This window comes from Microcoleus sp. bin48.metabat.b7b8b9.023 (assembly GCF_013299185.1).
Lineage (GTDB): Bacteria > Cyanobacteriota > Cyanobacteriia > Cyanobacteriales > Microcoleaceae > Microcoleus.
Genome location: NZ_JAAFKG010000006.1, coordinates 1 through 21,297, shown reverse-complemented (window position 1 = coordinate 21,297; position 21,297 = coordinate 1). Strand labels below are relative to the sequence as shown.

At 45.2% G+C, this 21,297-nt stretch carries 17 protein-coding genes; 10 read left to right on the top strand and 7 right to left on the bottom strand.

The window, feature by feature from the left end; translation table 11 throughout:
* Nucleotides 1-218 precede the first annotated feature (218 nt).
* From acnB to QZW82_RS05405, 6 genes are all read left to right on the top strand, one after another.
* The gene (acnB, locus tag QZW82_RS05430; protein ID WP_293145750.1) at nucleotides 219-2,834 is read left to right on the top strand and encodes a bifunctional aconitate hydratase 2/2-methylisocitrate dehydratase; all 2,616 of its coding nucleotides are present in this window, start codon (nucleotides 219-221) and stop codon (nucleotides 2,832-2,834) included.
* Between the two features lie 155 nt (nucleotides 2,835-2,989).
* Nucleotides 2,990-3,178, top strand: coding sequence for a hypothetical protein (locus QZW82_RS05425; protein WP_293145747.1), 189 nt, complete (start codon nucleotides 2,990-2,992; stop codon nucleotides 3,176-3,178).
* Nucleotides 3,171-3,629 carry a hypothetical protein gene (locus QZW82_RS05420; RefSeq protein WP_293145744.1) on the top strand — a complete coding sequence of 153 codons (459 nt, stop codon included), beginning with the start codon at nucleotides 3,171-3,173 and terminating at the stop codon, nucleotides 3,627-3,629. Before QZW82_RS05425 ends, QZW82_RS05420 begins: the two co-directional genes overlap by 8 nt.
* Nucleotides 3,630-3,632: 3 nt before the next feature.
* The gene (locus QZW82_RS05415) at nucleotides 3,633-4,088 is read left to right on the top strand and encodes a nucleic acid-binding protein (RefSeq protein WP_293145741.1); all 456 of its coding nucleotides are present in this window, start codon (nucleotides 3,633-3,635) and stop codon (nucleotides 4,086-4,088) included.
* Between the two features lie 325 nt (nucleotides 4,089-4,413).
* On the top strand, nucleotides 4,414-5,730 hold the full coding sequence (locus QZW82_RS05410; RefSeq protein ID WP_293145738.1) for a transposase: 1,317 nt from the start codon (nucleotides 4,414-4,416) through the stop codon (nucleotides 5,728-5,730).
* 47 nt (nucleotides 5,731-5,777) lie between these two features.
* Entirely contained in the window at nucleotides 5,778-6,167 is a 390-nt protein-coding gene (locus QZW82_RS05405; protein WP_293146115.1) for a cupin domain-containing protein, read from the top strand.
* 332 nt (nucleotides 6,168-6,499) lie between these two features.
* Here QZW82_RS05405 and QZW82_RS05400 read toward each other — a convergent pair whose 3' ends face one another.
* The 6 genes from QZW82_RS05400 to QZW82_RS05375 form a co-directional block, all read right to left on the bottom strand.
* On the bottom strand, nucleotides 6,500-7,159 hold the full coding sequence (locus QZW82_RS05400) for a pentapeptide repeat-containing protein (RefSeq protein ID WP_293145735.1): 660 nt from the start codon (nucleotides 7,157-7,159) through the stop codon (nucleotides 6,500-6,502).
* A gap of 163 nt (nucleotides 7,160-7,322) precedes the next feature.
* Nucleotides 7,323-8,972, bottom strand: coding sequence for an ABC transporter substrate-binding protein (locus tag QZW82_RS05395; RefSeq protein WP_293145732.1), 1,650 nt, complete (start codon nucleotides 8,970-8,972; stop codon nucleotides 7,323-7,325).
* Between the two features lie 295 nt (nucleotides 8,973-9,267).
* Nucleotides 9,268-10,740 carry an adenylate/guanylate cyclase domain-containing protein gene (locus QZW82_RS05390; RefSeq protein ID WP_293145729.1) on the bottom strand — a complete coding sequence of 491 codons (1,473 nt, stop codon included), beginning with the start codon at nucleotides 10,738-10,740 and terminating at the stop codon, nucleotides 9,268-9,270.
* Between the two features lie 70 nt (nucleotides 10,741-10,810).
* Entirely contained in the window at nucleotides 10,811-11,155 is a 345-nt protein-coding gene (locus QZW82_RS05385; RefSeq protein ID WP_293145726.1) for a hypothetical protein, read from the bottom strand.
* A gap of 45 nt (nucleotides 11,156-11,200) precedes the next feature.
* Entirely contained in the window at nucleotides 11,201-11,779 is a 579-nt protein-coding gene (locus QZW82_RS05380; RefSeq protein ID WP_293145724.1) for a DUF6272 family protein, read from the bottom strand.
* 352 nt (nucleotides 11,780-12,131) lie between these two features.
* Nucleotides 12,132-14,075 carry a PP2C family protein-serine/threonine phosphatase gene (locus QZW82_RS05375; RefSeq protein ID WP_293145722.1) on the bottom strand — a complete coding sequence of 648 codons (1,944 nt, stop codon included), beginning with the start codon at nucleotides 14,073-14,075 and terminating at the stop codon, nucleotides 12,132-12,134.
* A 556-nt stretch (nucleotides 14,076-14,631) separates the two neighbouring features.
* Between QZW82_RS05375 and QZW82_RS05370 the strand changes: the two genes are divergently transcribed.
* Nucleotides 14,632-15,210: a hypothetical protein gene (locus tag QZW82_RS05370; RefSeq protein WP_293145719.1), complete on the top strand. Its 579-nt coding sequence runs from the start codon at nucleotides 14,632-14,634 to the stop codon at nucleotides 15,208-15,210.
* Between the two features lie 319 nt (nucleotides 15,211-15,529).
* Here the strand turns inward: QZW82_RS05370 and mnmA are convergent, their stop codons facing one another.
* The gene (gene mnmA, locus QZW82_RS05365; protein ID WP_293145716.1) at nucleotides 15,530-16,621 is read right to left on the bottom strand and encodes a tRNA 2-thiouridine(34) synthase MnmA; all 1,092 of its coding nucleotides are present in this window, start codon (nucleotides 16,619-16,621) and stop codon (nucleotides 15,530-15,532) included.
* 635 nt (nucleotides 16,622-17,256) lie between these two features.
* Between mnmA and QZW82_RS05360 the strand changes: the two genes are divergently transcribed.
* From QZW82_RS05360 to QZW82_RS05350, 3 genes are all read left to right on the top strand, one after another.
* Complete coding sequence (locus tag QZW82_RS05360) at nucleotides 17,257-18,870, top strand: NAD(P)H-hydrate dehydratase (RefSeq protein WP_293145713.1); 1,614 nt, start codon at nucleotides 17,257-17,259, stop codon at nucleotides 18,868-18,870.
* 330 nt (nucleotides 18,871-19,200) lie between these two features.
* Nucleotides 19,201-19,710 (top strand): peptidoglycan-binding protein, encoded by a 510-nt coding sequence (locus QZW82_RS05355; protein WP_366664971.1) that lies wholly within the window; start codon nucleotides 19,201-19,203, stop codon nucleotides 19,708-19,710.
* A gap of 212 nt (nucleotides 19,711-19,922) precedes the next feature.
* Entirely contained in the window at nucleotides 19,923-20,453 is a 531-nt protein-coding gene (locus QZW82_RS05350; protein WP_293145708.1) for a peptidoglycan-binding protein, read from the top strand.
* Nucleotides 20,454-21,297 lie beyond the last annotated feature (844 nt).

Sequence of the window (21,297 nt, the reverse complement as noted above, 5' to 3'; positions counted from 1 at the left end):
ATGTATGGCTCAATAGGGTTCAGATAAGATCGGACTTACGGTTGAAACCCCGTCTTGTCAAACGATGTCCCAGCTCAGAGGGACACAAGAGGATAATGTAATTTTAATCCACCCTGGTTTTTCAACCCGCGGAGGCGGGTTTTGTTTGTATAGGAGCGGTTTCAACCGCCCGGTCATCTGCTAACAACTACCCAAAACTATCCGAAGAGAGAGAGAAAATGCTTGAATCTTACCGCCTTCACGCTGCCGAAAGAGCCGCATTGGGAATTCCACCGCTGCCGCTAGACGCCCAGCAAACGTCGGAACTCTGCGAATTGCTGAAAAATCCGCCACCGGGAGAAGAAGAAGCCTTAATCGAATTATTGCGCGATCGCGTACCTCCAGGCGTAGACAGCGCCGCCTACGTCAAAGCTGGTTTTTTAACCGGCATCGCCAAAGGTGAAATCCACAGCCCCCTAATTGCTCCCAAATGGGCAGTTTACCTGCTGGGGACAATGATGGGCGGTTACAACGTCCAATCTTTAATCGATTTGCTCAATCCTACTGCCGAAATCGCTATCCCCGCCACCGCAGCCCGGGCTTTGAGCAAAACGCTGTTAGTATTCGACGCCTTCCACGACATTCTCGCCCTGTCGGATACTAATCCCTACGCCAAGCAGGTAGTCGATTCTTGGGCTGATGCCGAGTGGTTTACCGGCCGCCCCGAACTAGCCCAAGCCATTACTGTTACAGTCTTCAAAGTGCCAGGAGAAACCAATACCGATGACTTGTCTCCCGCACCTCAGGCTACCACGCGGCCGGACATTCCCCTGCACGCTTTGGCGATGCTGGAAAGCAAGATGCCAGGGGCCTTAGAAACGATCGCCAAATTAAAGGAAAAAGGCCATCCTGTAGCCTACGTTGGCGATGTTGTCGGCACCGGTTCCTCGCGGAAATCGGCGATTAACTCTGTGTTGTGGCACATTGGTAACGATATTCCGTTTGTACCAAACAAGCGCAACGGCGGATATATTCTGGGAAGTGCGATCGCCCCGATTTTCTTCAATACCGCTGAAGATTCCGGCGCATTGCCGATCGAATGCGATGTCGCCAAAATGGAAACCGGCATGGTAATCACCATCCATCCCTACAAAGGCGAAATCACCAACGAAGCCGGAGAAATCATCTCCACCTTCACCCTCAAACCAGACACAATTCTCGACGAAGTTCGCGCCGGCGGTCGAATTCCCCTATTAATCGGACGCACCTTAACCGACAAAGTTCGCGAAGCTTTAGGACTAGAAATCAGCCCAATTTTTACCCGTCCAACTATTCCCGCCGATACCGGAAAAGGCTTCACCTTAGCTCAAAAAATGGTAGGGAAAGCTTGCGGTTTGTCCGGCGTTCGTCCCGGCACATCTTGCGAACCAGTGATGACCACCGTCGGTTCCCAAGATACCACAGGCCCAATGACTCGCGACGAGTTAAAAGAACTGGCTTGTTTGGGATTTAGCGCCGATTTGGTAATTCAAAGTTTTTGTCACACCGCTGCCTATCCGAAACCAGTTGATGTCAAAACTCACCACGAATTGCCCGATTTCATGGCACAGCGGGCCGGCATCGCTTTACGTCCCGGAGACGGCATTATTCACTCTTGGCTGAACCGGATGTTATTACCGGATACAGTAGGAACTGGCGGCGATTCTCACACTCGTTTTCCTTTAGGAATTTCTTTCCCTGCGGGTTCGGGATTAGTTGCTTTTGCTGCTGCTTTGGGCGTGATGCCTTTGGATATGCCAGAATCAGTTCTAGTCCGGTTCAAAGGTGAATTGCAACCGGGAGTAACGCTGCGAGATGTTGTGAATGCAATTCCCTACGTAGCAATTCAAAAAGGTTTGCTGACAGTCTCGAAACAGAATAAGAAAAACGTCTTTTCTGGGCGGATTATGGAGATTGAAGGTTTGCCCGATTTGAAGGTCGAGCAGGCTTTTGAATTGACCGATGCCTCGGCCGAGCGTTCTTGCGCCGGATGCACGATTAAATTGAGTTCTGAGACGGTCTCTGAGTACATTCGTTCTAACGTCGCGCTGCTGAAAAACATGGTGGCGCGGGGCTATCAAGATGCGCGGACGATGATGCGCCGGGTGGCGAAGATGGAGGAATGGCTGGCGAATCCGGTGCTCCTAGAAGCGGATGCTGATGCCGAGTACGTGGAAATTATCGAAATCGATCTCAACGAGATTACCGAACCGATTGTAGCTGCGCCGAATGACCCGGATAATGTGAAGCTGTTGAGTGAGGTTGCGGGCGATCGGGTAGACGAAGTATTTGTCGGTTCCTGCATGACAAATATCGGTCACTACCGCGCCACTGCCAAGGTATTGGAAGGTTCAGGAGAAGTGAAAACTCGCCTGTGGATTTGTCCGCCCACTCGCATGGACGAACAGCAACTGAAAGAAGAAGGTTATTACAGTATTTTTGGAGCCGCTGGAGCGCGCACGGAAATGCCGGGATGCAGTCTTTGTATGGGCAATCAAGCACGAGTAAAAGATGCCACCACGGTGTTTTCAACTTCGACTCGCAACTTTAACAACCGCATGGGTAAAGATGCACAGGTTTATCTCGGTTCTGCGGAATTGGCGGCAGTTTGTTCGCTGTTGGGTCGCATTCCCACAGTCGAAGAATACCACGAGATTGTGGCGAAGAAAATCAATCCTTTTGCTGGTGATTTGTATCGATATTTGAATTTCGATCAGATAGCTGGTTTTGAGGATGAAGGGCGAGTGATTGCTTTGGAAGATATGCCTCGGATTGAGGATATTTTGGGGATTCCTGAGGGTGTTTTGAGCAAGTAATATAGCGGATAGAGCGAAAGATAAGGTACGTAGTTGGGCTTGAGCCCTCTTGGTTTAAGGGTTATATAAGCTGTCAATCATACCTCATTTTTTCGAGAAAGGCTATATCGTCGAAGCTGACTGAGATGGTTATTTTGAACCGCAGATAAACGCAGGTGTACGCAGATGAATTAATTTTATCTGCGTACATCTGTGTTCATCCGCCGACATCTGCGGTTAAAGAAATTCCCATTGTTTACAATATAAGTAGAGACGACTTCGATCGCCAATTTCTAATTCCCATCCAAAATATCGATCGACCCGCTGATTTAAATACGACAAAGGAGAAAAGTGATTATGTCTGAACAAGCTTTAATTGGTGAAAGTCCAGCGACAGCAACCTCAGCACCAGAAACTCGCATTGGCAATGAAATGGTAGAGTTTCTCAGTGTAATTCAGCAAACTCCGAGAGAATATTGGCCGAATTTGCTTAAAATGATGAGGTTATTTCTGGAAACCGTGAGAGTTAAGCCCGGATTACCGGAACCCGCCCAGACACCTGAAAACGTAGATTTTACTAAACTGTCGAAGGATAGAAATATCACAAGAAATCAAGCTATGAGCAAAATGCTGCTAGCGGGGCGAAAGGAAGGAAATGAGGATAACGAAAAACCAGAAATTATCGATCTTTTACAGCAGCACGAAGCTCTGAGCAAGCTGTTACAGTCTTGGGTAGATGATGGAGATGAACAGGAACAAACAGAAACCGCTGAAGTGCTTCGCAAAGCACTAGAAGAAAACCAGGTGCATATATAGTCGATGAGCAGAATAGTTTTGTTAGATTCTGGGCCTTTAGGAATTGTTACAAATCCCAAAGCCGCCTCTCCTTTATATCAAGATGGTAAACTCTGGCTGCAATCTTTGCCACTAAAAGGTTACATTGTAATGCTTCCTGAAATTGCTGACTATGAAGTGAGGCGCGAATTAATTCGTGCAGGTAAGGCGGCAGGTATTAGACGACTTGATGAACTTAAATCGCAAATTCCCTACCGTCCTTTGACTAGGGAGGTAATGCTTCTAGCGGCTCAGTTGTGGGCGGATGCACGAAAGAGAGGAAAGCCAACGGCACACCCCGATGCACTTGACGGAGATGTGATTCTGGCGGCTCAAGCAATATTGGAAGTAAATGGTATGAATGAAGTGGTGATTGCTACCACAAATGTGGGGCATTTGTCTCAGTTTGTCGATGCTCGCGAATGGCAATTAATCTCTTAAAGCTGGATTCTGGGAGAAAAACTCAGGAATGAGCCTTTAGCGAAACTTGGAGAAGCCGATCGCACGCAACGCACCTACCCAGGCTTACCCAGTCCCTGATATACTTTCAACTAAACCATTCATGAGTCCCGCGCTCTATCTGTACCCATTCTGGAGCGTCGTCCGTGAATTTTCGTGAGTGAAGAGAGCCACCCCCGAACCAAGCCGACATCTTTAGTTGTCGGGAAGTGAGGGGGCGGTCGACTCACTGTACAAATTATTTTGCTGTACCACTGGCTGTCTCTGTCTTCACGAGATACGATGGTGAAGAGAGTTGTGAAAAATAATGCCCCAAGTAATCACCGCCAAACTAAAGCTGAATCTGAATGCCGAGCAAAAAGCTGTGGTATCTCAGACTGCTTTAGCCTACCGTGACGCCTTGAACTATACTTCACAAGTCGCTTTTGATGTGGGCAAGACCAGTAACGGTCTTAGGTTGCAGAAGGCTGTCTATAACGAATTGCGGGTTCGATTTGGGCTGGGCGCTCAAATGGCTTGCAATGTGCCTAGACAAGTGTCGGCAACCTACAAAACCCTCTGGACTAAGGTTAAACAATCTAACGATGCTATTGCCAAGGGCTATACCAAGAAACGATACAAAGGGCTTGATGAAGCTCCCAAGTATGTTTCTCGAACTTGTACCTTAAACTATCAGCGCGACTACTCTTTTAAGACCGAGCAACGGGTAAGCATTATCACCCTAGCTGGCAGAATAGTAGTTTCGTATGATGGCTACAACAAGCATTTAGCATTGATTGCCAGCGGTTCTAAAATTGGGGCTGCAAAGATTGTTTATCAGCGTTCTTCCAAGACTTACTACTTAATGGTGAGTATTGAAGTAGAAACCCCTGAAATAGACCCACTGAAAATAACTAGAGTTTCTGGCGTTGATGTGGGGATGCGCTATCTTGCGGTAGAAACAGACTTGCAAAATAAGTCGGAATTCTACTCAGGCTCAGAGGCCAGACACAAAGCCAACCGCTATCACAAAGCACGAATAACTCTTCAGCGTAAAGACACTCGTTCCGCCAAGCGTAGATTGATTGCTTTGTCGGGAAGAGAAAGACGGTTGATCGCTGACGTGAACCACCAAATCAGCAAAGAAATTGCCAAGCCGTCGAGCTTGATTGGACTAGAAAACTTAACCGGAATTCGGGAGAGAACTAAGTCTAAGTCTGGCACAAAGGCAAGCAAGAAACAGCGAAAAGCTAACAGAAATAAAGCCTTATGGTCATTCGCCGAATTACATGGCTATATTGACTATAAGGCTAATCTGAACGGCTCTTTAGCTACTAAGGTTCCAGCGCATTATACTTCGCAAAGTTGTCCTAAGTGCGGACATACTTCAGGAGGCAATAGACCAAAAAAAGGGCTATTGTTTCGTTGTGAATGCTGCGGACATGAGCTTCATGCTGATTTGGTGGGTGCGCGAAATATTGCCATGAGAACGTTGCTTGTCCGGCAAGACTGGACGAGTAGGGGGAGCTTGTCAGCATCCCCTAATGTGTCGGGCGGTGAAACTAAAGCTGAGATTCTTCAGAGATTCTCGGAATTGCGGTGGAGCTCAGATACAAGCCCACATCTCGTGCGGTACTCCGCTTGATGCTGGGTAGTTGACCTACAGATATTTTTACACATACCATTAGCGAGATAAACAGGATGGTGGAAACAGTGGATACAATCGAAAAAACGGACGATCGCACGCAAACCCGGTTTTGGGGTAAAGTTACAGTCATAGACGCGGGCGATCGCTACAAGATCAATCGCATCGAAGTCAAACCGGGACACCACATCCGCACCCAAATGCACTATCACCGCAGCGAGCACTGGGTTGTCGTCTCCGGTACCGCTAAAGTTATCTGCGATGAGAAAGAGACCATTCTCATGCAGAAACAGTCAACCTACGTTCCCATGAATACCGCTCACCGCGTGGAAAACCCCGGCGTTATTCCCTTGGTGATGATTGAAATCCAAAATGGCGAATATCTAGGAGATGATGACATTATCCGTTTTCCCCAAGATGCCGCTGACGAAGATTGATCTCAAATCAAGTTAAATAACTCTCAGGTTTGTAGTGAGGACTTCAGTCCTCTCTCATCTCAGACTTAACGGAAAATTAAAATTACCAGAAAGAATTAGTTTAAAGCCCCAAGCCCGGGAGAAATTAAAATCAGGCTCTTCGTTACTCCAATCCTGTTCCTTCTTTTGTCAACTGTCAACGAAGAGGGCGGGCCCGCACCATCCACCGCCCCTACAAACTGTCAACTGATTGAAGGAAATTAAAATTATAGGGGCAATTTCAGAAATTGCCCCTACAGGATTATATTAAGGTTATTAAACACGATAGTCTGATATAGCAATTGGCGATCGTCCTACGGCAAAGCAGCGTTTTTCAAATCTACATTTGCCATATTGGCATCCTGTAAATTAGCGCCAGTCAAATCCGAACCGTTCAAGTTAGCACCGGTCAAATTTGCACCGGTCAAATTTGCATCCCGCAAGTTAACCCCCAGCACATCGATTCCCGCCAAACTACCGCCCCGAAGGCTGATATTTCCTAGATTCGCGACAGACTGACGGGCATTTCTCAGGTTAGCCCCAGCCAAATTAGCACTTTCTAAATTCGCCCCGACCAAATTAGCACTGGTGAGGTTGGTATTTTTCAAACTCGCAATTACTAAACCAGCCAAACTCAGGTTAGCCCGAGTCAAATCAGCACCCTCCAAATTTGCCCCGTGCATTTTAGCCCCAATTAAGCTCGCACTTTGCAATTTAGCTTGTGTCAGATTTACTCCGTTTAATTTGGCTTCGTTCAAATTTGTACCCCTCAAATTTGCACCGCTCAAATTTGCACCGCTCAAATTTGCACCGCTGAGATCTATACCAGAAAGCTGCGCTCCTGTCAAGTCACATTTGCTGCAATTTTTAGTTTCTAATAGTTGCTTGACATCTGATACGTTTTCTGCTTTGACTCCAGAAGCAAAACCGATCGCAATTAGCAGCCCTGTTGTTGTTAAAATTCCAAATTTCATATACTCACCCTCAGCGATAGCTCTCTCTACTAATAATATCCAACATTTTTAGAGAGAGTGGGGTGATCGGTCTCTTCGATAAACTGTGACAATCATCACCCTGTTGTGCACAAAAGATGATAGAATTATGGACGTTTAAACTCCTAACAATTATTGTAAACAATTATTGCTTTTTCAGGAACCAAAAGGGAAAAGATTGCGTCGGTTCGAGACGGACACCCGTGATGCTGTTCTGAGCAAAAGTATAGTCCTTATCCTGCCATAGAGGGATGAAAGGTACATCTTGACCTAGTATGTCCTGAATTTCGGCAAACAAAGCTTTGCGGGTTTGAGGGTTTGCTTCTTTTCGCTGCTTGTCGATCAGTTGATTTACCCGATCGCTATAATAAAACGAACCCTGCCCCTGACTCGCACCCTTCTCGCACCCGCGGGCCGCCGAACCCGTCGCACAATCCAAAAACGGCTGAATGTAATTGTCAGCGTCGAAAAAGTCAGCGTACCAATCCACTAACACCGCAGGATAAATCCCCTTCTCGATATTCTGAAACAAAGTCGGAGATTCAACGCTATTAATTTCCACCTGCATGATCCCGTCCATTTTGAGTTTGGCTAAAGCTTTAATCGTACTCGCCACTAAACCTCGTTTTGTGGAACCACTAGGATGCCAAATTTGAAAAATAAACGGATTGGTGGCCGAATATCCCGCTTTTGTTAACAATTCCTTGGCTTTTGTCATGTTGGCGTCGCCGTACATCTCTTTAAACACTGGTTTGGTAACGTCGAAGGTTGTGGGAATCAGGCTGTACAGAGGCTGGGCTTGTCCTCGGAGGACGCGATCGTTAATAAGCGGCCGATCCATCGCCGCTGCGATCGCCTGTCTCACCTCTAACTTATCCAGCGGTTTAGAATTGAGATTCAGCGTCATATAACTAACTGTACTGCTCTCCCCCACGATTTCCTGCCATTTCCCTTTTTTTGCTCCCTCGTCCAAGCTGCGAACTTGATCCGCATCCAGGGATAAATAAGCTACATCGATCGCACCAGTCCTAAAAGTATTGAACAAATTTGAAGAACTCGAAAGCAGCAAAATGTCAATACCTTTATTAACGGGTTTTTCTCCCCAATACTTATCAAAGGCGTCAAACTTCAGAGAATCGCTACCGTACTTCGCCAGTTTGTAGCGTCCAGTTCCCACAAAAGTATCGGGTTTAAATTTACCGTCCCCAATCTCATAAGCTTTCGGAGAAATCGGACAAAGACCGGCAAATGTCAGCAGGGAAGGAAAAGCAGCAAAAGGCTTTTTGAGTTGAAAAGTTAATTCGTATTCGCCCGTCGCTTTCACCGATTCTACTGCATCGCCCAACAAGAAAGCCGGACGACCGCCATTTTTGATAAATCGCTGCAAGGAAAATTCCATTGCTGTGGCGTTAAAGGGTGTGTCGTCATGAAAAATCACGCCTTGACGCAAGGGAATTGTATATGTCAATCCGTCTTGGCTCACTTTTGGCATTGCTGTAGCCAAGTGGGGAATTAACTTTGTGGTTCCCGACTCGTAGGTGTAGAGAGTATCGCCCAAATTTCGCAGCAGTTGTCCTGAGATGGTTTCGTAAGCGTCGGCGGGGTCGATCGTCCGCAATTTCAAGGTTGTGCCAATTGTCACGCGATCGTTGTTGGGCGAATTGGGCGAATTGGGCGATCGACTGGCACTCTGTCCGCAGCTTGCAGTTAACAAGCAGCAGAGGCAGAACAGAGCTATAACTTTAATCACTGAAGGTTTTATAGATATTCTCGACTGCCGCTTGTTGATTTCCATCGTCTTTTATTGACACTCCAAATTAGTAATTATATTATCAGGACTTACGCACTTTTAAATAAGAAACCCGGTCTATTGGTAGGTGGAATGTCGCGAAACCTCTAAAACTGACTGCGGAAGCATCTCAATGAATGCAAAAAAGCAATTGCTTTACAGTGCGAGCGTCCCCGCTCGCGATTATAGATAGCGAGCGGGGACGCTCGCACTATAAAATCAAAACATCAAAACTGAGATGCTCCCACTGACTGCTGTCAACTGTCAACTGTCAACTGTCAACTGCTTTCCTGCCAACTGACTAAAATTCCCTGAGGAGCGATCGCCAATCCCGACAGCGTTTCAGGTAAATGCGAGCTACCCGATCGCTCGGATTTGCCCGCAAACACTCTTCAAACAATTTTCCTGCCAATCGGTACTCATGGCGATCGCAAAGTAACATCGCTTCAGTATATACCGCCAAATTTGCTAGCTTAGCCGAGAGAATTTCCGGCGGATCGGCATCGAAGACCTCATATATTGTGACATATTGTAATTTTCCTTTTACCTGTACTTTATCCACAATCCGAATATTATAATCAGCCGGATTTCGCAACCGTTCCAATGTCTGCTGAGAAATTAACAGAGGAACGCCATAATCTTTCGTCAACCCTTCAATCCGAGACGCCAAATTAACAGCATCACTAATCACCGTGCTATCCATTCTGCTTTTGCCACCAACTGTCCCCAGCATCAAAGAACCAGAATTGATCCCAATCCCAATTTTAATCGGGATGTAGCCCACACTTAAACGGTATCTGTTGTAATCGTTCAGGATATTTAGCATCGCAATACCAGCTTTCACTGCATCATCTGCACAGTCGCTAAACAAAGCCATAATCGCATCGCCGATATATTTGTCAATAAACCCGTGATTGCTAGTAATAGCAGGCTCCATGCGCGACAGGTAAGCATTTATAAAATTAAAATTTTCTTGAGGCGTCATAGTTTCGGAAAGCGTCGTGAAATCGCGGATGTCCGCAAACAGCACCGACATTTCCTGCTGCACTTGATCGCCTAAACTGACATTAATAATACTTTCATATCCCAACAAATTTAGAAATTGATGTGGCACAAATCGCCCGTAGGCATCAGTTAATTCCGATTCAGCATCCAGAGATTTTTCTAAGCTTTTATTGACTTCAAATAATTCCTTAATAAATGTTTGGCGGTCGGCTTCAGCTTGTTTGCGTTCCGTGACATCTTGAAAAACTGCGATCGCAAAAGCAACTTTGCCACAGTCAAAAATTGGCGTCCCCCAAGTCTCAAGGGGGATTTTATTGTCGGATTGATGAATTTCCAAATCGTCAGCCGTCGAACTTTCTCCCTTCAGCGCTCGGACAATCGGCAAATTATCGGCAGGGTAAATAATATCAGTTCCCGCGATATAAAATTTATAACTTTTTGACAAATCATCAACAGCATTTAACGGCAACACCCCTTGGCCGAGTAACTGCTGTCCGGCACGATTGACGTAGTAAGGTTTACCTTGAGCATCGAGCACGGCCACGCCTACGGGAATCGCTTCCAGAAATTGAGCTAGCTTGAGTTCGCCTTCCCGCACTGCCTGCAATGCCCGATAGCGCAACTCTGATTCAACCGTATCCGAATGTTCCGCAGTATTTTCCAGCAAGATTTCCAGATCCGCTTTTTCCTCCTTCAAGTCTTCCACTTGCTGGCGCAATCTTTCTATCTCTAAAAGTAGCTGTTCTCTAGATGGTTGTTCTTCCAGCATAACCCGAGAATTTGCGCCTCGACTAACAGAAACTTCCTCAACAGTCCATACCCTAAAAGTCATCATATGTCTATAGTAATTCAAACTGCAAACTCGGCATTAGGCGCTGGAAATTCTTCACAGATTTACCTTGCCAAGCTATACATTGAGAACCTTGTACCGCCATTTGCACCCGAGCTTTTTTGCGTACTGCGATAATAAACTTCGACAGCATATTTATGCCTGAACTGTTCAAAAATTCTAACTGTTGCAAATTGAGGGTAATTTTTGCCGGTGCCAAATCGGCTACCTCCTCCAGTAACTGCACTATCGGCGCGTACTCTAGGGGCCCGCTCAACCTTAGAGATCCTATAAAACTCACGGTTGCCGTTGATGGATCGTAACAGATCCCGTAATCTTCTGTTTTAATTTCCATTGCCGCAAAAAAAGTCCCTTAGATATTATCGATCGCCAGCGATACTTATACTCTTAATTGCACCATAGTTGTCACCGTAATTACTTCCGGGTCTTTTTGCACCGTCTGGAACTTCCAACCTATTTGGGTGGTATAATCGCTGAGCATGGTTAGCAGGCCCAATCCTGAATTAGTAGAAGTTTCGTCAGCAGCATTTTTTTCCAACTGCTCAATGTACAGCTCGCTCGGATCCGACTCCAGCAACTGCTGAATGTAAGCCTGAAACTTCCCTACATCTTGCGGAGAGATGCTGTTAGCAACTGAGAAAATCAGTCCGTCGCTCTTTAATTGCAGTTTAATGTTGATCGGGTGTTCCGATGTCTCATCATTAAACTTCATCGCATTCTCTAATAACTCATTAGCAATGTAGCTAACAGCACTTTTAATTTCAGCTTGTCTGTCAATTGTCGAGGGTTCATCCTCGTTTCCAGGGAAAAAAGTCGTCAAGTAGTCAGCCAGAAAATCCGCCGACAAACCGTTGTTCCGCCACCGCTGCTTGAGGGGGATCGAACTCGGGGAAAATCCAATTATTAAATATTCGTGGCTGGGAGTAGGCTCGATGAAATCCCCGAAAGTCTGAATCATGTTAGTTGTTGGTTGACTGTTGACTGTTGACTGTTGACTGTTGATGGTTGACTGTTGACTGTTGACTGTTGACTGTTGACTGTTGACTGTTGACTGTTGACTGTTGACTGTTGTTATTTGTTAATCGTTATTTGTTATTTGTTATTTGTTATTTGTTAATCGTTATTTGTTAATCGTTATTTGTTATTTGTTGACTCTTGTTATTTGTTGACTCTTGTTATTTGTTAATTGTTAATTGTTATTTGCTACCAATGCCCAATGCCCAATGCCCAATGCCCTGTTTGGCCTTCTTCCCAATGCCCTGTTTGGCCAATGCCCCATTCCCCATTCCCCATTCCCCATTCCCCATTACTTATTTTTGTTTAAGAATCAGCAATGTGATGTCATCAAAAACTTTTTGTTCGCCGATGTGCGATCGCACGTCGTCAATTACAGCGTGCCTGATCTCTGTAGCCGTTCGCTGCCAATTAATCTGTATTACCTTAATTAACCTATCTAAACCATAAAGCACTTTATTCATATTTTTAGCCTCCGTAATCCCATCAGTGTACAGCACTACCACATCTCCTGAATGCAACTGGACAAGGGTTTGAGCCACAAAATCAGCAATATCTTCATCCAGCCCGATCGGGAAACCCAAATCGATTGTATCAAACCGCTCGACCGAACCGTTACACCGCACTACAATCATTTCCTCGTGCTGGCCGCTCAACTTCAGCATTCCCTCGTGATAGTCTAGCAAAGCAAGGCTAGCGTTCTTATCGCATTTCATCCGCTGCATATTATCGTAAATTACAGTGTTAATAGCGGTTAAAAATCTTACCGGATCGGCTTCGTTGTAGGTGAGCAAAGTTCGCACTGCTGTTTGAAGCATAATCATTAAAACACCGCTCTCCAATCCGTGTCCCGTCACGTCGCCAATACCAATTTTTACTTTACCTTCGTGCTGGAGTACATCGTAATAGTCGCCGCCTACTTCATCAGCAGGTTCCATAAATCCTGCAATATCTAAGCCAATAACTTCCTTCAATTCTCGGTCTTTCGGCAGCAGCATCTGCTGAATTTTGCGAGTGACATCTAGTTCGGCACTCATCCGCATATTTTCGGATTTTAGGCGATCGTTAAGAACAGTAATTTCTTGATTCGCACCAACCAAAGCCTCGGCAATCTTGTTAAATGCACCCACAACTTGCCCGAGTTCATCTTTGTTATCCAAAATAATTTTGTGGTCAATATTGCCACTTGCCATATTTTTTGACGCTTCCTCAAGCACAAATACAGTTTGCATGACTGCTAGGTAAAAAGACACAAACAAATAAACAACTATTGTTAAAATAATTAGAATAAAAACATAAATTAAGTGTTTTCTAGCAACTAAAGCATCTATACGTTTTTGCAGGATAAAGTCTAATTCATTGACACTTTTGTCCCACAGTTCAAAACTCGAATTCAGAACTCGGTCGCTGCCATCGAGATAGGTATAATATTCGACTGCGGCTGTGGGATAAATTAGTTTATCTAGTTGGGCAGTTAGTTGCTCTACTACTGAGTTAAAATTTATCAAATCTTGGCTTAATTTCGGTCGCAGATTCCCGTGAGGATTGTTGCTAAATCCTACCTCCATATTGATTGCTAAATCCTGATTGAGTTCTCTCAATTTGCCCGCAAAAGTAACCAATTTCGCTCTTTCCTCAGGTGTGGCATCGGAACGCAGGCTACTTTTTTGAGAAAATAGCCTAATTTCTGACAATAATTTTTGCATTTCTGGAATTTTCAACAAAGTTGCATCCATCAAATAATAGGTATCTAAATCTGGGTCTAATATGAGATTGGAAGTATCGCCGACGCGAGCGCTCAATTTATTAATATCAGATGCTATTTTTTGATATACAACATCGTAAGTTTCTAAACTCCACTGGCTGCGATGAAGTTTAAATTTTTGCCAATTTTGATAAATGGCATTAAATTGCTCGCGGGAAACTAAAACTATTCCTAACTGGCGGTCTGTATTTGCCAGGGATTGAAAGTCCGCGTCTATCTTAGCTTCAAAATTATCCCAGGACTCGTGCTGGCTTAAATTTGGATTTAAACCCTGATAATTTAACAGGTGAAATTTCGGTATGTATTCCCTCAACTGGCGCAGCGGACGCAGGTATTGATTGCCGTAGATTTCTTTTTGGGCAAAATCAACTCTGGTGTTAATTTCGGAAATCAGCAGGTACATCATCAAGACTAACGGCATCGCAAATAGAAAACCGATCAAGATGAATTTTTGAGGATAGCTGATCCGATTCATTAAATGGATTCCTAGGGATTTTCTGTTCATAATTGATATATTTCAACAAGATGTTACTAAAAAAGTAGCGATCGCTACTAAGTTATTTTCGGGGACGATCGCTCTTGAAAACCTAAATCCTCCAATTAATCAGCGATAGCTTGCTTAATTTATCATGCGTTCCCGTCCTGTTGCTGCAGATTGTACGGCATCCCTTGGCTCTCACTGGCTCAGTTCGCCTCCCCTTGTCTACAAAACCTTCAGAAGTTTGGGCACGATGAATAGTCATTTATACTGAGATGTTCCGCCAAAATCAATTTTTTTTCAGCAGATTTACCTAGCGATAAATTTTGCTCAATACTATACTAAAAGTAAAAATTAAGTAATAACTGGTAGTGCAAGTTTCCTGAAACAGAAGTGGCAGCAGGGAGTATAAGATACTTGTGCCGCACGACTCTGTTAAGTCGGTTCTGCACCAAGGAACAAACAGCACCAGCAGCAGTGTCTATATCAGTATCTGCATTTGAGTGCTCCGGAGCGATCGCGCAAGAGTGTAAAGTGAGGCAGAGAGCGTACTATGAAACCAATCTCCGAAAATAACTCTCAAAACAATCAAAACCGAGGTGAAAAGCAGCCTAATCCTTTAATCTTGGCTTTGGTGCTGACGGGAATTCTGGCATGGGAAATATATCCGGCGCTAATCCACACCGCTGCGGCTAACGCGGGCGCCATCAAACAGTCCCTCGTTCAGGTGGAAAACCAAGATGAGCAAACAGCGCAGCAATTTCCCGCTGTCGGGGATCAAAAAAAAATCAGCTATTCGGGATTGGTACTAAATAGTCTAATTTCCGAACCGGGCAATTTGGCTGAGGGTGCGCGCCAAAATCCTCCGAACCAATTGCCCGCAACCGTCGCAGCCGCAGTTCGCCAAGAGTTGTCGCAATTGACTGGGATTGCTGCTGACAAGTTGAAAGTCACTGAATCGAGCCGGCAAAGTTGGCCGAATACTTGTTTGGGACTCGCGAAATCTGATGAAATTTGCGGCCAAATGATTGTTGAAGGTTGGCGGGTTGTGGTTTCTGACGGCCGCCAAACTTGGGTTTACCGCACCAATGCTAGGGGGAATGTGTTGCGTTTGGAAAAGAAAGTTAGTTAAGAGAATTTCACTCTGTGAAATGAACAATAATTTTAATTGTGGAACAGGCAAGATGCCTGTTCCACAAAGAGTGAATTTTCTGGTGGGAGGTTTCTTGGAACGGGAGCATCTCAGTTTTGAATTTGTAGTGCGAGCGTCCCCGCTCGCGAGTCTTGCAACTGATAGCGAGCTCTTAAGCTCGCACTGTAAAAAATGCTTTTTGCAAAACTGAGATTCTCCCTCTTGGAACAGGCTTTCCGGCCTGTTCCACAAAGAGAAAGAGTACATTTATATGGTGGTAGATTTCTTGTGGGGTGGGGACGGGAGCCAGCCCCTAACATCAATTTGGGAGTTTTTTTCTTTCAATAATCCCGCCACCTAAGAGCACATCTCCGTCATACCAAACTGCGGCTTGTCCGGGGGTAATGCTCAACTGCGGTTCGTCAAAAATGATCTTGACTCTTGTACCGCTGGCTTTTTCGTCTGCTTCGGATGATTCTACGGGAATAATTGTAGCGGGGACGGGTTGCGATCGATAGCGAATCTGCACGGAAGCCCGAATCGGAGCGATCGGTGGAGCGACAGAAACCCAATTTACTTTCTGGACATTACAGTCAGATTCTACCGCCAACTGGCGATCGCCCACAATTACCCGATTAGCACCAGCATCAAGTTCAATCACATACAGCGGTTCCGGTGCGGCAATCCCCAGGCCCTTCCGCTGGCCGATAGTGTAGTGGTGCACGCCGTCGTGCTGTCCGAGTACGCGGCCAGACTTGTCTACAATGTCACCCTTTTGCGGCGCAATGTACTTGTCGAGAAAAGCCCGCATCGAACCGTTACTTTCCACCAAACACAAATCCTGACTTTCCGGCTTATCAGCGGTTGTCAAGCCAAATTCTGCTGCAATTCTGCGAGTTTCAGTCTTGGTGATTTCCCCCAAAGGAAACTCCGTACCTGCTAGCAAATCCTGTGTTAAATCGTACAAGAAATAAGACTGATCTTTCGCAGGGTCGATCGCCCGCAGCAACTGATAGCGATCGGTAGCAGTATCATAGGTAATGCGAGCGTAGTGCCCGGTAGCAATCTTTTCAATACCCAACTCTTCGCGAGCGTACTTGAGCATCGGCCCGAACTTCACAGTTTTATTGCACTGCGAACAGGGCAGAGGTGTAACTCCTGCACTGTAACCGTTCACCAAAAAATCGACAATACTTGCCTGAAAGACTTCGCGGCTGTCAACAATGTGGTGGGGAACGCCCAAATCTTCGCAAATTTTAGCGGCATCAACCATTCCCTCAGAGCAGCATTGACCTTTGCCTTTCATCAACCACAGCGTTAAACCCACCACTTCATAGCCCTGATGGTGTAAAATTGCGGCTGCTGCGGAACTATCGACCCCGCCGGAGAGGCCTACGACAATCTTGTTCATAAAAAAGTTCGGTAAATGGGAAACGAGCGTGGCGTTGACTCCCGCTCGTGGGAAACTCCAAGAGCGGTTTCAACCGCCTTGAATCCCCTTGCGGGGTTGGAGGGGTATGGTTGCCCCTCCGGTGAGGTATAGTTGCCTCGATCTCTCTTGCGAGAGTAATGTTCGCCTCGCCAATGTTATAAAAGCTTTTTAGGCTAGCAGCACTGTCTCAGTGACTTTAAGACTGTTTAACCACTAGCGACAGAGCGGAAAACTGGCGTCGCATTCTCCGGTGTCGTGACTCAAATAACGTAGTCAGTTAAGACTTAGGCTGGTCAGTACAGCTCGCGAGAGATTTCTCTTACAAGCTCAGTCCCTTTAAGGCTGAGTTACTGACGGTTCGGAAATAAATTGCTATTCTACTGTTTTACTGTTACGCAAGTTCGATCGATCTAATTAATTATACCACAAAAATACTACAACCGTCCCGGACGCAACTGGTACATTAAAAAAGGTACGTTGTTGCGCTTTAGCGCTAAATCTGGCGCAAAGAGCGCAACAACGTACCTAAAAACTCTTTTAAGTATTGTCAGAATTGCGATCGCGAACTGTTCAAGCTGGTACTGCTGCTGTTAGCTGAAATTTTATCACTAATTATGACTGTTCAAAAATTTGTTGTCACTGCCGACCAAATGCGGCAAATAGAAACCAGAATTTTTGCTGCTGGAATGCCTGTAGCAGCTTTAATGGAAAAAGTCGCGCACCTGATTGCTAGACGCATTCAGGTGCTGTTGAAGTCAGAGGGAAGAAGTCAGAGGGAAGAAGAGGAAAAATTTGTTAATTCTCAATTCCCAGCTATTGGGGTGTTGGTTGGGCCGGGACATAACGGCGGCGATGCTTTGGTTGTGGCACGCGAATTGCACTTTAAAGGATTCCCAGTAGTTATTTACTGCCCGTTTTCTAAACTCAAAGAACTTACCAAAAGTCACGCTGATTATGCGCGTCATTTAGATATTCCATTTGTTGATAAAATCGAGCCGCTGAAAAACTGCGACTTTCTCGTAGATGGTTTATTTGGTTTTGGGTTGGAACGAGAAATCACTAACCCGACAGCCGCCGCGATTGATGAAATAAATAATTTAAACATCCCGATTTTTAGTATAGATATTCCGTCGGGAATTCATACGGATACTGGCGCAGTTTTGGGTACTGCAATCCGGGCAAAACATACATTATGTTTGGGGCTGTGGAAACGGGCATTTCTGCAAGACCAAGCATTAGAATATATCGGCAATTCTGAATTAATTGATTTTGATATTCCCGTTGCAGATATTGCAGCAGTATTGGGCGATGTTCCAGCAGTACAACGCATTACTAAAGCATCGGCAATTCAGCATTTGCCATTGCCCCGATCGCCAATTTCGCACAAATACACCAACGGTCACTTACTAATTATTGCAGGTTCGGGCCGTTACAGCGGAGCCGCAATTTTAGCCGCATTGGGAGCAAGAGCCAGCGGAGTCGGAATGCTGTCAATTGCCGTCCCTCAGTCGATTAAACCGATGTTGAGCAGTCATTTACCAGAGGCATTAGTTATAGGATGTCCCGAAACCCCAAGCGGTGGCATTAAGGAGTTGCCGGTAGCAATTGATTTGAACTCCTACGATGCGATCGCCACAGGGCCAGGTCTGACATTGGAAGCGGCGATCGCTGTAGAATCTGTACTGGAGTGCGATCGACCTCTGGTTTTAGATGCCGACGGTTTAAATATCCTCGCTCAACTCGGCACAGTTCCCATTTTGTCGGAACGCCGATCGCTGACAATAATCACCCCTCACCCGGGCGAATTTAAGCGTTTGTTTCCCGAATTAGCCGGCCTTAGTGGCGATCGAATTGCCGCAACTCAAGCAGCGGCAGAGCTTTGCGGTGCAACAGTATTGCTCAAAGGAGCCAGAGTTTGCATAAGTTGGAAGGAGGATGACGGCGATTCCCTAGGGGATAGCTACGCTTCACGTACCCTTACCTATCTCAATCCCGAAAGCACCCCAGCCCTCGCCAGAGGCGGCAGCGGCGACGTTCTCACCGGCTTGTTAGGGGGATTGTTAGCAAGTGCGATCGCCCGTAAATCCCCCCCCCAAGAAGTGGCAGTAACAGCAGCGTGGTGGCACGCTAGAGCCGGAATCGCCGCAGCCAAAGAACGGACAGAATTAGGTGTAGATGCCTTTACTTTGACACAGTATTTAATTCCTACCTTGCGAGAATTACAGTAAGGGCGATCGTCCCATTCGCTGTAATGCTCGCCCATTAGTGCGATCGTAAGGACTTCAGTCCTCGGATTTTGATAAGGACTGAAGTCCGAACGATCAAACCTCTTGATTTGGTTTGATCGTTCGGACTTCAGTCCTCGGATTTTGATAAGGACTGAAGTCCGAACGATCAAACCTCTTAATTTGGTTCGTCACTCGCTTGAGTGACACTCAAATGAGTGACACTCGAAAAAGTGACTGTGAAGCCATCAATCGCACCAGTTATACCTGAAATATCAAAGACCACAACTTAAATATTGAAAGGAACACATTATGCACACCGAAGAAAAAAGCATGAACAATGAAACTATGGCGATCGCCGCCGATACTACAGCTCAATCAAATTTTGCAGTTGGTCTAACAACAGGACTCAACAAACCCACTTTACAAATCGGTTCCACAGGTCAAGCTGTCAAAGAACTAGAAACTCTCCTAGCTCATTGGGGATATTATTTCGGCCCGATTGACGGTATCTTCGGCGTCCAAGTTCAAAAAGCAGTCAAAGGCTATCAACACCGCGTCTTCTTAATCGAAGATGGGATTGTCGGTTCTATAACTTGGCAAGCACTATACTCTGGTGCACCTGTGAATATGCCGACCCTGATGAATGGCAGTTCTGGTAATGCTGTGAAAATTGTTCAAAATGTCCTGAAATTGAATGGATACTATTTCGGCTTTATTGACGGATTTTTTGGTCCAATGACTGATGTAGCAGTGCGCCATTTCCAACTCAGCAAGGGTTTAGCACAAGATGGAATTGTCGGCTATAAAACTTGGCACGCTCTCAGCAAGTTACCTCACTAAGTTGCATTGGGTTCCCACAAACACCTTACCAGTTGGTTTGTAGTGAGGACTTCAGTCCTCATAAAAATCTGAGCACTTATATTCCTCACTACAAATACACTTAGCTAACTCAAATGAGTGACACTCAAAAAAGTGACTGTGCAGCCACAAATCTCACCAGTTATACCTGAAATATCAAAGACCACAACTTAAATCTTCAAAGGAATCACATTATGTACACCGAAGAAAGAACCACGAATAATGAAACTGTAGCTATCGTCGCCGATGCTACTCCTCAATCAAATGTTGCAGTTGCTGCAACCGCCGGACTGAACAAACCTACTTTACAAATAGGTTCCACAGGTCAAGCTGTCAAGGAACTACAACAGCTTCTCTATCATTGGGGATATTATTCTGGCGCGATGGACGGTATCTTCGGCGTCCTAGTTCAAAAAGCAGTCAAAGGCTATCAACACCGCGTCTTTTTAACTGAAGATGGGATGGTCGGTTCTATAACTTGGCAAGCACTATACTCTGGTGCACCTGTGAATATGCCCATCTTGATGAATGGCAGTTCTGGTAATGCTGTGAAAATTGTTCAAAATGTCTTGAAAATCAATGGATACTATTTCGGTGGGATTGATGGATATTTTGGCACGATGACAGATGTCGCAGTGCGCCAGTTCCAAATCAGCAAGAATATACCGCAAGATGGAATTGTCGGTGCTAAAACCTGGTACGGACTCAGCAAGTTACCCCACTAATCATCGGTTTAATTATTGATAGAATTTACGCAAAACCTCTATATGTAAAGTGCAATATTCACTTTACCTATAGAGGTTTTCGGACGGAAAGTCATTATAAAAATCACAAGACTAAACTCCTCATTATAAAGCAATATTGTTTACTTAAGATAGTCCTTCGAGAAGAACGAAGCAAACTGTATCTATTTTTCAGAGGAGTTTCACGACTAGCAGTATATGAGTGAACTGTATTGCTTTATATATAAGAAAGAGCGCTGAAGCGCAACAACGTACCAGATTAGGTACGTTGTTGCGCTTCAGCGCTCTTTATATATCAATACAGTTTACTTAAGACTGATGAGAGGATTGCTATATGTTTTACAAAAATTAGATTCTTCTAAAGCATCGATCGCATTACCGAGCAAATTCATAAATCCCAAATGTCTTTCTCGTCTTCTTGTCAAGGGGGTTGAGCAATTACCAAAAAGAATTGGTTGAAAGCCCCAAGCCCGGGAGAAAGGGAGCATCTCATTTTTGTAAAAAGTATTTTTCCTTTGAGTGCTGTCCTCGCTCGCGTATTATACAATACGCGAGCGAGGACGCTCGCACTATAATAAATGCAAAACTGAGATGCTCCCGGGACAAATTAAAATCAGACGATTCATGAATCCAATCCTCGGACTTCTAGGTAGAGGTCGTTGTCAACTGTCAACTGTCAACTGTCAACTGAACATTAATCGGCGTTGCTGAATCAAGGTATGAATGCTCCAGGAATGGGAATATCGTCAAACTTCAAGTAATGTATTAATAATTTAATAGAATGCTTGAGCATTTCCTCACATTTAGAATAACAAAGAGTCTTGCG